The sequence below is a fragment of the Staphylococcus sp. SUC_1.2 genome, assembly GCF_026222585.1.
On record NZ_JANJPM010000008.1, the window covers coordinates 50,654 to 66,048 of the forward strand.

General features: G+C 33.2%; 11 protein-coding genes. 10 read left to right on the forward strand and 1 reads right to left on the reverse strand.

The annotated features are described in order from the left end of the window. The first annotated feature begins 13 nt into the window (after positions 1-13). Entirely contained in the window at positions 14-1,636 is a 1,623-nt protein-coding gene (locus NR218_RS04295; RefSeq protein ID WP_019835179.1) for a BCCT family transporter, read from the forward strand. A 92-nt stretch (positions 1,637-1,728) separates the two neighbouring features. Here NR218_RS04295 and cudC read toward each other — a convergent pair whose 3' ends face one another. Further along, the gene (cudC, locus tag NR218_RS04300) at positions 1,729-2,283 is read right to left on the reverse strand and encodes a choline uptake/conversion transcriptional regulator CudC (RefSeq protein WP_019835178.1); all 555 of its coding nucleotides are present in this window, start codon (positions 2,281-2,283) and stop codon (positions 1,729-1,731) included. A gap of 239 nt (positions 2,284-2,522) precedes the next feature. On the opposite strand from cudC, the gene betB reads away from it, so the two are divergent. The 9 genes from betB (at position 2,523) to lqo (ending at position 15,278) form a co-directional block, all read left to right on the forward strand. Further along, the gene (betB, locus tag NR218_RS04305; protein WP_049414267.1) at positions 2,523-4,013 is read left to right on the forward strand and encodes a betaine-aldehyde dehydrogenase; all 1,491 of its coding nucleotides are present in this window, start codon (positions 2,523-2,525) and stop codon (positions 4,011-4,013) included. Between the two features lie 136 nt (positions 4,014-4,149). Further along, positions 4,150-5,856 (forward strand): choline dehydrogenase, encoded by a 1,707-nt coding sequence (gene betA, locus NR218_RS04310; RefSeq protein WP_002488224.1) that lies wholly within the window; start codon positions 4,150-4,152, stop codon positions 5,854-5,856. Between the two features lie 129 nt (positions 5,857-5,985). Then, on the forward strand, positions 5,986-7,167 hold the full coding sequence (locus tag NR218_RS04315; RefSeq protein ID WP_070491883.1) for an amidohydrolase: 1,182 nt from the start codon (positions 5,986-5,988) through the stop codon (positions 7,165-7,167). A gap of 125 nt (positions 7,168-7,292) precedes the next feature. Then, complete coding sequence (locus tag NR218_RS04320; protein WP_002449386.1) at positions 7,293-7,499, forward strand: sterile alpha motif-like domain-containing protein; 207 nt, start codon at positions 7,293-7,295, stop codon at positions 7,497-7,499. 120 nt (positions 7,500-7,619) lie between these two features. After that, positions 7,620-8,045, forward strand: coding sequence for an antibiotic biosynthesis monooxygenase family protein (locus tag NR218_RS04325; protein ID WP_394861692.1), 426 nt, complete (start codon positions 7,620-7,622; stop codon positions 8,043-8,045). A gap of 143 nt (positions 8,046-8,188) precedes the next feature. Continuing rightward, positions 8,189-9,781, forward strand: coding sequence for an acyl-CoA synthetase MbcS (gene mbcS, locus NR218_RS04330; RefSeq protein ID WP_070491888.1), 1,593 nt, complete (start codon positions 8,189-8,191; stop codon positions 9,779-9,781). Between the two features lie 213 nt (positions 9,782-9,994). Next, positions 9,995-12,619 carry a pyruvate, phosphate dikinase gene (ppdK, locus tag NR218_RS04335; protein ID WP_207025430.1) on the forward strand — a complete coding sequence of 875 codons (2,625 nt, stop codon included), beginning with the start codon at positions 9,995-9,997 and terminating at the stop codon, positions 12,617-12,619. 6 nt (positions 12,620-12,625) lie between these two features. Next, on the forward strand, positions 12,626-13,456 hold the full coding sequence (locus NR218_RS04340; protein ID WP_002449455.1) for a pyruvate, water dikinase regulatory protein: 831 nt from the start codon (positions 12,626-12,628) through the stop codon (positions 13,454-13,456). 319 nt (positions 13,457-13,775) lie between these two features. Then, positions 13,776-15,278, forward strand: a complete 1,503-nt coding sequence (gene lqo / locus NR218_RS04345; protein ID WP_019835172.1) for an L-lactate dehydrogenase (quinone) — start codon at positions 13,776-13,778, stop codon at positions 15,276-15,278. The last annotated feature ends 117 nt before the right edge of the window (positions 15,279-15,395 follow it).

The following is a 15,395-nucleotide window of genomic DNA, read 5'->3' on the forward strand; positions in this document are numbered from 1 at the left end:
AGGAGGATCTTAGTTGAAAAAAGAAAAAATAATGGATTGGCCCACCTTTATAGGTACTGTGATTGTCTTGCTTGCAGCAGTTATACCTATGATGGTCTTTCCAAGTGCAAGTGAGAAAGTTATTACTGATATAAATAGTGCTATTTCTAACTCGATAGGATCTGTTTACTTATTTATAGGTTTAGCTGTTTTATCCTTTGTACTCTATATTGCTTTCGGCCGATATGGTAATGTGACTTTAGGAAAAGCAAGTGATAAACCTGAATTTAATAATTTTAGTTGGGCTGCAATGCTATTTTGTGCAGGCATTGGTTCAGATATTCTTTATTGGGGCGTTATCGAATGGGCCTTCTATTATCAAGTACCTCCAAATGGAGCTAAAGGAATGACTGATGAGGCGCTTACATATGCAACGCAATATGGCATGTTTCATTGGGGACCTATTGCATGGGCAATTTATGTATTACCAGCTTTGCCTATTGGCTATTTAGTATTTGTAAAGAAACAACCAGTATATAAAATTAGTCAAGCTTGTCGTCCAGTACTGAAAGGACAAACTGATAAATTTTTAGGTAAATTAGTAGATATCTTATTTATATTTGGACTATTAGGAGGAGCGGCAACCTCTTTAGCATTAGGTGTGCCATTAATTTCTTCTGGAATTGAACGATTAACAGGTATAGATGGAGACAATATGGTTATTCGCTCAATTATACTTTTCACAATCACAGTCATTTTTGCCATTAGTTCTTATACGGGTTTAAAAAAAGGAATACAAAAATTAAGTGATATTAACGTATGGTTATCATTCTTACTACTTGCATTTGTATTTATTGTAGGTCCAACCATCTTTATTATGGAAACAACGTTAACTGGCTTTGGGAATATGATGCGAGATTTCTTCCATATGGCAACATGGATGGAGCCATTTGGTGGAATTAGAAATCGTAAAGAAACAAATTTCCCTCAAGATTGGACGATATTTTATTGGTCATGGTGGCTTGTATACGCACCATTTATTGGTTTATTTATTGCTCGAATTTCAAAAGGTCGTCGTCTCAAAGAAGTCATATTAGGAACAATTGCTTATGGTACATTGGGATGTGTCTTATTCTTTGGTATTTTTGGTAACTATGCTGTTTATTTACAAATTAGTGGACAGTTTAATGTTGTTGACTTTTTAAATAAACATAGTACTGAAGCAACAATTATAGAAGTTATGCATCAATTGCCAATGGGTTCTTTAATTATAGTGTTGTTCTTAATATCTGCATTTTTATTCTTAGCAACGACTTTTGATTCAGGTTCTTATATTTTAGCGGCTGCGTCTCAGAAGAAGGTAATAGGGGAACCGTTAAAAGCGAATCGTTTATTCTGGGCTTTCGCTTTATGTCTATTACCTTTCTCCCTTATGTTAGTTGGTGGAGAACGAGCTCTTGAAGTATTAAAGACTGCTTCATTATTAGCAAGTGTACCACTTCTATTTATATTTACGTTTATGATGATATCCTTTATTATCACACTTAATAAAGATCGGATTAAACTGGAAACAAGAGCAGATAAACTAAAAGAAGTAGAACGACGTTCACTTCGTATTGTTCAAGTTAAATCAGACCCTGAAGACGATAATTTATAATGTAAAAATGATAATACATTTAAAAATCCTCAGAAATTAGATAATAAATCTAATTTCTGAGGATTTTTGAATCATATTGATAATAAATTAAGTTATAAATCTTCTTCTTTTGGTATAGGATAATGTTCGAAAATATCTCCAGATTCAATCGCAGAGCTTAAATTTTCTAACCATTTATAATATAATTTTGTGTGGTTCAATTGGGATTGTATGCTATCTATTTTTTCTTTTTCTTCTTCACTTAAATTATTAGTTTGTATTATGTTTTGAAGAATGTTTTCTGCTTTTTTCGTCGCTTCTAAATTTGTATCGACTTCACGTTCCCATTTTTGTGTGAAAAAGTTTCGAAAAAAATTAAAAAAATCTTTCTCGGCTATAAAATGTTGTTTGCGACTGCCACGGGTAAATTGTTGCTTAACGATATCGTATTCTTGCAATTTTTTTACACCCGCACTCATACTAGGTTTGCTCATTTGCAAATGTTCACGCATTTCATCAAGCGTCATACTACCTTCAAAAACCATCGTACCGTAAAGATTACCAACACTACGATTTGTACCATATAAATCCATGGTTTCACCAATTGAGTTGATAACTAAATCTTTCGCTTCCTCTATTTTTTGATTAATATTATAAGAATTGCTCATATTGCACCTCACTTATTTTCATCTGCATAAGATGTGAAATATTAACACAAATTTTACATTCTCACTCATTATATGATTTTTTCTTAAGAGTTTCAAAAGTCAATTTTAATCTCTACAATATTAAAAATAATATAAAAAAATATATAAAGATGATTTTTGCAATGACGTAAGAAATATGATAAGCTACTTTTGTAAAATTCGTTAAATAAAAATTTAACAAACTTAACGGAGGTAGTATGATGGAACTTGTAAAAGCATTGTCTAATCGCCAATATATCAATGGTGAATGGGTAGAGAGCGCTAACAAAAATACTAGAGATATTATTAATCCATATAATCAAGAAGTGATTTTTACTGTTACTGAAGGGACTAAGGAAGATGCAGAACAGGCTATTTTAGCAGCACGTCGTTCATTTGAAAATGGTGAGTGGTCACAAGAAACAAGTGAAGTCAGAGGTAAAAAAGTAAGAGCAATTGCTGATAAAATTACAGAAAATCGTGATGAATTAGCCAAATTAGAAACGCTAGATACTGGTAAGACATTAGAGGAATCTTATGCAGATATGGATGATATTGCAAATGTGTTTAATTATTTTGCAGGTTTAGCGGATAAAGACGGAGGAGAAATTATTGATTCTCCAATACCTAACACTGAAAGTAAACTTGTCAAAGAACCTGTAGGTGTAGTTACACAAATTACGCCTTGGAATTATCCATTATTACAAGCTTCATGGAAAATTGCACCTGCATTAGCAACTGGTTGCTCATTAGTAATGAAACCAAGTGAAATTACGCCATTAACAACAATTCGTGTATTTGAATTAATGGAAGAAGTTGGATTCCCTAAAGGGGTTATCAACCTAATATTAAGTAGTGGTGAAGAAGTAGGAGATACATTATCAGGTCATAAAGAAGTTGATTTAGTATCATTTACGGGTGGAATTGAAACTGGTAAACACATTATGAAGAATGCTGCAAATCATGTAACTAATATTGCATTAGAGCTTGGCGGAAAGAATCCAAATATTATTTTTGATGATGCTGATTTTGAATTAGCTGTAGATCAAGCATTAAATGGCGGATATTTCCATGCAGGTCAAGTTTGTTCAGCAGGTTCAAGAATTTTAGTGCATAACGATATTAAAGATAAATTTGAAAAAGCATTAATTGAACGTGTTGGAAAAATTAAATTAGGTAATGGATTTGATAGTGATACAGAAATGGGTCCAGTGATTTCTCCAGAACATCGAGATAAAATTGAAAAATATATGAAAGTTGCTAAAGATGATGGTGCAACAATTGCTATCGGTGGGAAACGTCCAGACGATGAAGATTTAAAAGATGGTTTATTCTTTGAACCAACTGTAATCACTAATTGCAATACTCATATGAGAATTGTTCAAGAAGAAGTATTTGGTCCTGTTGTTACAGTAGAAGGGTTCGATAATGAAGAAGAAGCGATTGCACTCGCTAATGATTCAATTTATGGTTTAGCAGGTGCAGTATTTTCTAAAGATATAGGAAAAGCACAACGTGTAGCTAATAAATTAAAACTAGGCACAGTTTGGATTAATGACTTCCATCCTTACTTCGCTCAAGCGCCATGGGGTGGTTATAAACAATCTGGTATTGGACGTGAGTTAGGTAAAGAAGGATTAGAAGAATATTTAATCTCTAAACATATTCTTACAAATAGAAATCCAGAACCTGTAAATTTCTTTAGTAAATAACTTTTACAATTTAACTATAAAGGACCGTAGGCGTATTATTTTACGGTCCATTTATTTTGAAGTATAAAGATGTATCAAATCAAACTAAATTGTATTTAAATAGAAGATTTATATTTTTATGGGAGGACGACAATATATGAGTAAAAATCAATCATATGATTATGTAATTATTGGCGGCGGAAGCGCTGGATCAGTATTAGGAAATCGTTTGTCAGAAGATAAAAATAAAGAAGTACTTGTACTAGAAGCAGGACGTAGTGATTATCCATGGGATTTATTTATACAAATGCCTGCAGCATTGATGTTTCCTTCAGGAAATCCATTTTACGATTGGAGATACCAAACTGAAGAAGAACCGCATATGGGACGTAAGGTAGACCATGCTCGAGGTAAAGTATTAGGTGGTTCAAGTTCAATTAATGGCATGATTTATCAACGTGGTAATCCAATGGATTATGAAGGCTGGGCTGAACCAGAAGGAATGGAAACTTGGGACTTTGCACATTGTTTACCTTATTTTAAAAAACTAGAAAAAACATTTGGAGCTGCGCCATATGATAAATATAGAGGACATGATGGTCCGATTAAATTAAAACGTGGGCCAGCCACAAATCCATTATTTAAATCATTCTTCGATGCAGGTGTTGAAGCAGGTTATCATAAAACAAACGACGTCAATGGATATAGACAAGAAGGCTTTGGTCCATTTGATAGCCAAGTACATAATGGTCGTCGTGTTTCAGCTTCACGTGCCTATTTACGTCCTGCAATGAAGCGTAAAAATTTAACAGTTAAAACACGTGCATTTGTTACTAAAATACATTTTGAAGGTAAGAAAGCTACTGGTGTAACGTTTAAACGTAATGGTAAACTTCATACTGTGAATGCCGGTGAAGTGATTCTTTCAGGTGGTGCATTTAATACACCTCAGTTATTGCAATTGTCTGGTATCGGTGATTCTGAATTCTTAAAATCTAAGGGTATAGAACCACGCATGCACTTACCTGGTGTTGGAGAAAACTTCGAAGACCATTTAGAAGTATATATTCAACATAAATGTAAGCAGCCAGTTTCACTACAACCAAGCTTAGATGTAAAACGTATGCCTTGGATTGGATTACAATGGATATTTGCACGTAAAGGTGCAGCAGCTTCAAACCACTTTGAAGGTGGCGCTTTTGTTAGATCTAACAATCAAGTTGCATATCCAAATTTAATGTTCCATTTCTTACCGATTGCTGTAAGATATGATGGTCAAAAAGCACCAGTGGCGCATGGGTATCAAGTACATGTTGGTCCTATGTATTCAAATTCACGTGGTAGTTTAAAAATTAAATCAAAAGATCCATTTGAAAAACCAAGTATTGTATTCAATTATTTATCAACAAAAGAAGATAAACAAGAATGGGTTGAAGCAATTCGAGTAGCACGTAATATTCTATCTCAACCTGCGATGGATCCATATAATGGTGGTGAAATCTCACCAGGACCATCTGTACAAACAGATGAAGAAATTCTTGATTGGGTACGTAAAGATGGCGAAACTGCTTTACATCCTTCTTGTAGTGCTAAAATGGGGCCAGCGTCAGATCCAATGGCAGTGGTAGATCCATTAACTATGAAAGTACATGGCATGGAAAATTTACGTGTTGTGGATGCGTCTGCTATGCCTCGCACTACTAATGGTAATATTCACGCACCAGTTTTAATGCTCGCTGAAAAAGCAGCTGATATCATTCGTGGTAAACAACCATTAGAACCACAATATGTTGATTACTATAAACATGGTGTTAGTGATGAGAATGCTGGAGCAATGGAATTCGATCCATACTATAAACATTAATAAGATAGTTATATGAAATAAGGGTTGGAATCAAAGATGATTCTGACCTTTTTATTTTAAATATCCCCTTCTACAACATTTTTAATACGTAAAGGCATATAATGAATGAAAGAGAAGGAGTGAAATGAAATGTTTAAAGAATTAGTGCAACGTTTACAAGATAAGGAAAAACGTATGATCGAGGTTCGCAGACATTTACATGAATATCCTGAGCTATCATTTCATGAAACTGAGACACCCAAATATATTGCTAATTTTTATAAAGATAAAGATTGTAAGGTAGAAACAAATATAGGACAAAATGGTGTAAAAGTGACGATAGATAGTGGTAAACCTGGGAAAACGATTGCTATTCGAGCAGATTTTGATGCGCTTCCCATTCAAGAAGATACTGGTTTATCATTTGTTTCTAAAAACGAGGGAGTCATGCATGCGTGTGGACATGATGCACATACAGCATATATGCTTATTTTGGCAGAAACATTGATAGAAATGAAATCTCAGTTCAGTGGCAAAGTAATTGTTATTCATCAACCCGCTGAAGAAATGCCACCTGGTGGAGCTAAAGGTATGATTGAAGATGGCGTATTGGATGGCGTTGATCATGTTTTAGGTACCCATGTGATGACTAATATGGCGCCTGGTAAAGTCTATTATCATAAGGGTAACGTTCAAACAGGACGTTCTTACTTTAAATTAATTGTAAAAGGTGAAGGAGGACATGGTTCTTCTCCGCATACTGCAAATGATGCGATTGTAGCGGGAGCTCATTTCGTTACTACTGCTCAAACAGTGGTCTCACGTCGTCTTAATCCATTTGAAACGGGTGTCGTCACAATTGGATCATTTGATGGTAAAGGTCAATTTAATGTGATTAAAGATAAAGTAACCATTGAAGGTGACGTTCGCGCTTTGACAGATGCTACACGTGATCGTATTGAAACGGCTTTAAAACAAATAGTTCACGGTTTGGAAGAAACGTTTGGTGTAAATTGTGAGTTTACATTTAGTAAAGATTATCCTGCATTGTATAATGATCCTGACTTTACTGAATATGTTGCAGAAACCATTAAACAAGCAAAATTAGCTGATGTTAAAGGCGTAGAAATATGCGAACCTCAACCGCCATCTGAAGACTTCGCTTTTTATGCTAAAACATTGCCAAGTACTTTTATATATTCTGGAGCAAAACCTAGAAAGGGTAAAGCATATCCACATCATCATCCTAAATTTACGATTGATGAATCAAGTATGTTAGTTGCAGCAGAAGCAGTAGGTGCTGTGGTATTAAACTATCTAACTATTGAATAAGCAGTCATACTATATATTTATAAGAAATCAATTTACATTTTTAAAGTAGAAGTCGAGTTGATATTCTAGTATTAAAGAATGTGTCATGATAGTATTATTCTATATCTAGATATTGGGGTGAGTTGATGAGTTTCTATGATTTTATGCAAGGATTTATTGATGATAAGACCCCATTAGGTGAACTTGCATCATGGATAAATCAAGACCAAGATTTTCCAAAACATGAATATCTTGCTGAAAATATACTTGATTACTTTTCTAAGATGTCGATGTTAGATCATGAATGCTTAGAAATTGTTAAACGTTCCCTTTCGTTATATGAAGGAAGATAGATGTGAATAGCAAAAATAAAAAATGATAGCTTAAAGCTAGTTAAGAAATGAAGGAACAAAGAAATGACTTTAACTGATAGTTATAAAACATATGTCTTAGAAGAAAAAGAAGATCAAACGATGTCTATCGAAAAAAATAATGATGTTCAATTATATACAGTACTTGAGTCAATAAATGAGTTAACAAACGATTCAATGTGTGTTTTAAATCACTTGTTTGTTAATGAAGGTAATGAACCTCAATTTGAATCTAAATTTTTAAAGCGCACTAAATATTTACAAGATGTGCCAGGATTCAAAGCTTTACGTTTTTTACGTCCTCAAACTAAGCATCGTCATTATATTATTTTGACGTTATGGAAAGATCGACAATCGTTCTATGATTGGCAAAGTTTAGACGCTTATGGTAAAACGCATAAAAAAAGAGGCACTAAACAAGGTGTCGATAATAAAATAGTTAATCGCGATTTATCTTATAATGTAAGAATAGAACTTGCTAATTTAGAAACGAGTATTGATATAGATAATATGTTTAATATTCAATGATTAAGTTTCTAAAAAAGTAATATACTGGTATAGAAACTTAATCTTTTTTATATTTAAAACAAATACCGCGTAGAATTGCATGAAATTAAGATGTATGATTTTATGAACAATGAAGACTTAAAAATTGGAAGGAAAGTAAAGTAATGAATCATTTAAATTTATTAGCACCAGAAACATATAATATTGTATCTGAAATAGAAAAACATGCTTCAAATCAAAATAAACAAGCAATTATTTATGAAAATGGTGTAGAAGAACCCATTAGTGTGACATACTCTGAATTAATTAAAAACGCTAATAAAGTAGGACATGTATTATTAAACCATGGACTAAAAAAAGGCGATAAAGTGTTAATCATGATGCCACGTGCTATCATCACGTATGAACTTTATATTGCAGCATTAAAATTAGGTATTGCAATTATCCCGAGTTCTGAAATGTTAAGAACAAAAGATTTACAATATCGTATTACGCATGGAGAAATTAATGCAGTTATTGCGTTAGCTGATTTTATAGAAGAATTTAGAGATATTGAAGAATATAACGAATTAACAAAATTTGTGATTAACGGAAATCAAGAGAATTGGATTAGTATTGAAGATGAAAAAGCAAAGCAAAGTGATAAATTAGACATAGCCAATACAACAAGAGATGATGTTGCTATTTTATCTTACACTTCTGGAACTACAGGTAATCCAAAAGCTGTTACACATTCTCATGGTTGGGGATATGCTCATATGAAAATGGCACCTGAACATTGGTTAGCTATAAAAGAAGATGACTTAGTGTGGGCAACAGCTGCACCTGGTTGGCAAAAATGGGTATGGAGTCCATTCCTATCTATTATGGGATCAGGAGCGACAGCATTTGTGTATAATGGTAAATTTAATCCTTCCCGTTATTTATCACTATTACAAAACTTTAAAATTAATGTGCTTTGCTGTACACCAACAGAATACCGTATGATGGCAAAATTAGATAACTTAGATCAATACAATTTAGATCATTTACACAGTGCAGTATCTGCAGGGGAACCATTAAATAGAGAAGTAGTTGAACAATTCCGTAAACATTTTAATTTAACAGTGCGTGACGGATATGGACAAACAGAAAGTACGTTACTAATTGGTTTCTTAAAAGATACAGAACCACGTCCTGGTTCTATGGGTAAAGCTATTCCGGGTAGTCGTGTAGCAGTTGTTGATGATGATGGAAACAAAGTGGATACAAATGTAAAAGGTAATATAGCATTACCACTTGATTTCCCTGGATTATTTAAAGGTTACTTTAAAGATGAGAAACGTACAAAAGAGGCACATGCAGGAGATTATTACATTACTGGAGATTTAGCACATATCGACGAAGATGGCTATTTCTGGTTTGAAGGTCGCCGTGACGATATTATTATTAGTTCTGGTTATACTATTGGACCTTTCGAAGTTGAAGATGCACTCACAAATCATGAAGCGGTAAAAGAATGTGCAGTTGTAGCAAGTCCACATCCAATTCGTGGCAATATTGTTAAAGCATTTATTATTTTAAAAGAGGGCTATAAACCAAGTGATGATTTAGTGAAAGAGTTACAAACTTTCTCTAAAAAAGTAGTCGCACCATATAAATATCCACGTGCGATTGAATTTGTAGAAGATTTACCAAAAACAAACTCTGGCAAAATTCGTCGTGTTGAATTACGCGATGCTGAACGCACAAAATATAACAACGCTCAAAATAAATAATCATATTCACCACACTGATAAATTAGTATGTCACTAATTTATCAGTGTTTTTTTATGATGAGAATACTGATGTATCAGATAACATGAATATTGAAAATTTGTCTATATTTAGAAAAATTAAAAATAAAGATAATTTTAATTGTATTTCACGTGTTATTATGACATACTTTTAAATAATTAGTATGACATAATAAAAATTTGAGGTGATTTATAATGACTAAATATATTTATGCGTTTGATGAAGGACAAAAATCAATGAGAGATGTATTGGGAGGTAAAGGAGCTAATCTATCTGAAATGAAACGCTTAGGTTTACCTGTACCAGATGGTTTCACCATTACCACAACAGCATGTATTGAGTATTTAAAACAAGGTAAGTCATTATCTACTGACATCAAAACAGAATTAATTGATCACTTGGCTTCATTTTCAGAGAGAACCGGAAAAATATTCTCTTCTGATACTAATTTATTACTTGTTTCTGTAAGAAGTGGTGCAAAAATTTCTATGCCAGGAATGATGGATACAATATTAAACTTGGGCTTAAATGATGAGAATGTAGAAAAATTAGCTAAAAAAACTGGGGATAAACGTTTTGCTTATGACTGTTATCGTCGTTTATTACAAATGTTTGGTGAAGTCGTATATAGTGTACCTATGCAAGCATTTGATACATATTTCGAACAGTATAAAAAACAACATCATTTTGAGAATGACGCTGCCATTAGTGCAGAGGGTTTAAAAGAAATTTGTAAGCGCTTTAAGGAAATATATGTAGAAGAAGTACATAAACCTTTCCCACAAGAGCCTTTGAAACAACTGGAAGAAGCTATAGAAGCTGTATTTAAATCTTGGGATAATGATCGTGCTCGTATTTACCGAGATTTAAATGATATTCCACATGACATCGGCACAGCAGTAAATATCCAAGAAATGGTTTTCGGTAATAGTGGAGATAATAGTGGAACAGGTGTTGCTTTTACGCGTAATCCAGTGACTGGCGAAAATAAATTATTTGGTGAATATTTACTTAATGCACAAGGAGAAGATGTTGTTGCTGGTATTCGTACACCTAAAGATATCTCAACATTACATGATCAAATGCCAGAGGTTCATCAAGCATTTGTAGATGTGACAAAACAATTAGAAAAACACTATAAAGATATGCAAGATATTGAATTTACAATTGAAAATGGACAATTATATTTACTCCAAACTCGTAATGGTAAACGTACAGCACGTGCAGCTATTCAAATTGCTGTAGATTTAGTGAATGAAGGTATTATTACTAAAAAAGAAGCAATGAAAAAAGTTGAAGTAAAATCAATTGATCAACTGTTGCATCCTAATTTCGATGAGTCTTCATTAAAAGAAGCAACAGTTGTATCTAAAATGGGATTACCTGCGAGTCCAGGTGCTGCAACAGGTCAAATTGTATTTACTGCTGAAGAGGCGAAAGCACAATCAGATCAAGGTAAAAAAGTGATCTTGATGAGACCAGAAACGTCTCCTGAAGATATTGAAGGTATGATTGCAAGTGAAGCGATTGTAACCACACATGGTGGCATGACGTCTCATGCAGCAGTTGTAGCTCGTGGAATGGGTAAATGTTGTGTGACAGGATGTTCTGATTTAGAAATTAATACGAGTGCTAAGACGGTATACTATGGCAATCAAACACTACATGAAGGAGATATGGTTTCAGTTGATGGTTCAGAAGGTGACATTTATTTAGGTGAGATTAAAACAGTCAATGCTGAGCATAGCGAGTCATTCAATCAATTTATGGAGTGGTCAGAAAAGACAGCTCGTTTAAAAGTACGTATGAATGCAGAAACACCTCAAGATATTAAAGTGGGTTACCAATTTGGTGCTAAAGGCATCGGATTAGTACGTACAGAGCATATGTTCTTTGGGGCTGAGCGACTAGTAGAGATGAGACGTTTCATCTTATCATCCTCTCGTGAAGACCGTCTCGAAGCACTTAATCATATTAAACAATATCAAGTAGAAGACTTTAAAGAAATTTTTAAATTATCAGGTGAACATCCTACAATAGTACGTTTACTTGATCCGCCATTGCATGAGTTCTTACCACATTCTGAAGAGGATATTGCGAATGTTGCGAAGCAATTAAATATACCGAAGGAAACATTAGATAAACGCATTGTGGATTTAAACGAAGTGAATCCAATGCTTGGACATCGTGGTTGTCGTTTAGCAATCACGTACCCTGAGTTATATGAAATGCAAGTAGAAGCGATTATTGAAAGTGTATTTAAATTAAAAGAAGAAGGCATTCAGTGTAAACCAGAAATTATGATTCCGTTAGTGTCTACAGTAGAAGAATTCACTACTTTAAAAGAAAACCTTGTTAAGACTATTGATCAATTAGAAAAACAACATCAGGAAAGCGTAGATTACTTAATGGGAACAATGATCGAAACGCCTCGTGCATGTCTTATTTCAGACGAATTAGCAAAACATTGTGATTTCTTCAGCTTTGGTACGAACGATTTAACACAATTGTCATTTGGTTTTTCTAGAGATGATGCAGGGAAGTTTATAAATGTGTATACTGAAAGAAATATATTGAAACTTGACCCGTTCCAAACATTAGATAAAGATGGCGTTGGAAAACTAATTGAAATGGCAGTTAAACAGGCAAAGAAAGTGAACGAAAATATAAAGATTGGTGTGTGTGGTGAATTAGGTGGAGATGCAAAATCTATTCATTATTTCAATCACTTATCAATTGATTATGTATCATGTTCACCATTCCGAATTCCAGGAGCAATTTTAGCGACTGCTCAGAGTCAAGTGGAGGAAAGTGAGTAATCAAAAATGAATGAAGTCGAGTCACAAGCGCATAATTTAAAATTGTTTATTGTTTCAGATTCAATTGGAGAAACTGCTCAACGTATGATTCATGCAACCTTAACCCAGTTTCCAGATTTAAATAATGTAGAAATAAAAAAATTTCCTTATATTAAAGATGAGGAAGAATTTTTAAATATATTAAATTTAGCGAAAGAACACAACGCAATAGTAGCTACGACATTAGTAAGTGAATCATTTAATGCACTTGGTCACGAATTTGCTAGAGAACATGATATCCCATATGTAGATTATATGTCTGATTTAATTAGCATTGTTGAACACGTGACAGGTGAAAAACCATTGATGGAAAGTGGTGCATTAAGAAAGTTAAATGAAGCTTATTTTAAGCGTATTGAAGCCATTGAATATTCAGTTAAATATGATGATGGTAAGCATTTTTCTGATATAGGTGAAGCGGATGCATTGATTGTAGGGGTATCGCGTACTTCAAAGACACCATTAAGTATGTATTTAGCGAATAAAGGCTACAAAATAGCAAATATTCCTTTAGTACCTGAAGTTAGTATTCCAGACAGTGTTTTTAAGCAAAAAGGGTTACAAGTATTTGGATTAACTGCAAGTCCACAGTATATTGCAAATATACGAAAAAGTCGTGCTGAAACATTAGGTTTGTCAAAAGCGTCTCAATATAATAATTTAAATCGTATAAAAGAAGAACTCAGTTATGCAGAAGAAGTATTTAAAAAATTAAATGCTACAGTGATTAATACTGAGTATAAATCAATTGAAGAATCAGCTTTTTATATTGAAAAGTTTTTACAAAATAATAAATAATCATCATATAAGGTTGTAAGTAAATCATTAAGTGATTGTAATGACATCATGTTATAATAAAACTTTGATCATTCAACTAAACATTCTTACTATTTAGCTTATATTGATAAATTTTTTGCTTAATTTAGTTATAATGAATTCATTAATTTAAATAATTAAGTTTTTCTGATTTACAATTGACTATATTTGTTTTAACATAGTAATGAAAGACTTAACACATTACTAAAAACAATATATTGATTACTAGATATTAGGGAAACAAGAGCAACAGGTAATTATATTATATTGTGAAACATAATTTTTGGAGAGGTGTACAAACATGACAGAATCAAAAGATATGATTATTGTCGGTGCTGGTGTAATTAGTACAACAGTTGCATCTATGTTCAATGAACTTGTACCTAACTGGAACATCGATCTTTATGAACGTTTAGATCGTCCAGGTATTGAAAGTTCAAATGAACGTAACAATGCTGGTACTGGTCACGCTGCATTATGTGAATTAAACTATACTGTAAGACAACCAGATGGTACGATTGACATTGAAAAAGCAAAAGAAATTAATGAACAATTTGAAATTTCTAAACAATTTTGGGGTCATTTAGTAGAATCAGGACAAATTAAAGATCCTAGAGATTTCATTCATCCTTTACCACATATCAGTTTCGTACGTGGTAAAAACAACGTTCAATTCCTAAAAGAACGTTACGAAAAAATGAAAGATTTCCCTATGTTCGATGATATCGAATATACTGAAGATATCGAAGTAATGAGAAAATGGATTCCATTAATGATGCAAGGTCGTTTCGATGATGGCTTAATGGCTGCTAGTAAAATCGACGAAGGTACTGACGTTAACTACGGTGAATTAACTCGTAAAATGGCACATAACTTACAAAACGACGATTCAAACGTAAACGTCAACTATAATCATGAAGTACAAGACTTCAAACGTTTATCTAACGGTAAATGGCAAGTTAAAATTAAAGACTTAGCTAACAATAAAGTCTTTACTAAAGAAGCTGACCATGTATTCATCGGTGCTGGTGGTGGATCTATTCCATTATTACAAAAAACTGGTATCGAAGAAGGTAAACATATCGGTGGTTTCCCAATCATTGGTCAATTTATCGCTTGTACAAATCCAGAAGTTATCGAACAACATGATGCGAAAGTTTATGGTAAAGAGCCACCTGGCACACCACCAATGACTGTTCCTCACTTAGATACTCGTTATATCGATGGTGAAAGAACATTATTATTCGGACCATTCGCAAATGTTGGCCCTAAATTCTTAATTCACGGTTCTAACTTAGATTTATTCAAATCAGTTAAACCACACAATATCACTACGTTATTAGCTGCAGCAGTTAAGAATATGTCATTACTTAAATATTCATTTGACCAAATCATCATGACTAAAGAAGGTTGTATGAACCACTTACGTACGTTCTACCCTGAAGCTCGTGATGAAGATTGGCAAGTATATACTGCTGGTACACGTGTACAAGTTATTAAAGATGATGAAAAAGAAGGTAAAGGATTCATCCAATTCGGTACAGAAGTGGTTGACTCTAAAGACCACTCTATCATTGCTTTACTTGGTGAATCACCAGGGGCTTCTACATCAGTTTCAGTAGCGTTAGAAGTTATCGAAAGAAACTTCGAACAATATTTAGATGAATGGAAACCAAAAATCAAAAAAATGATTCCTTCATATGGTGAATCATTAATTCATAATGTTGACTTAATGAGAAAAACTCGTCGTTTAACATCTAAACAATTAGAATTAGGTTTCTATGAAAATACTAATGCTAAATAAGAAAAATTAGGAAACTGTTAACAGGACATCACGTTCTGTTAACAGTTTTTTTATTAAATAAATTTAATGGTTATAACTGCTTAAAAACATGAAAAAAGTGATGAGCACGTTACTCAT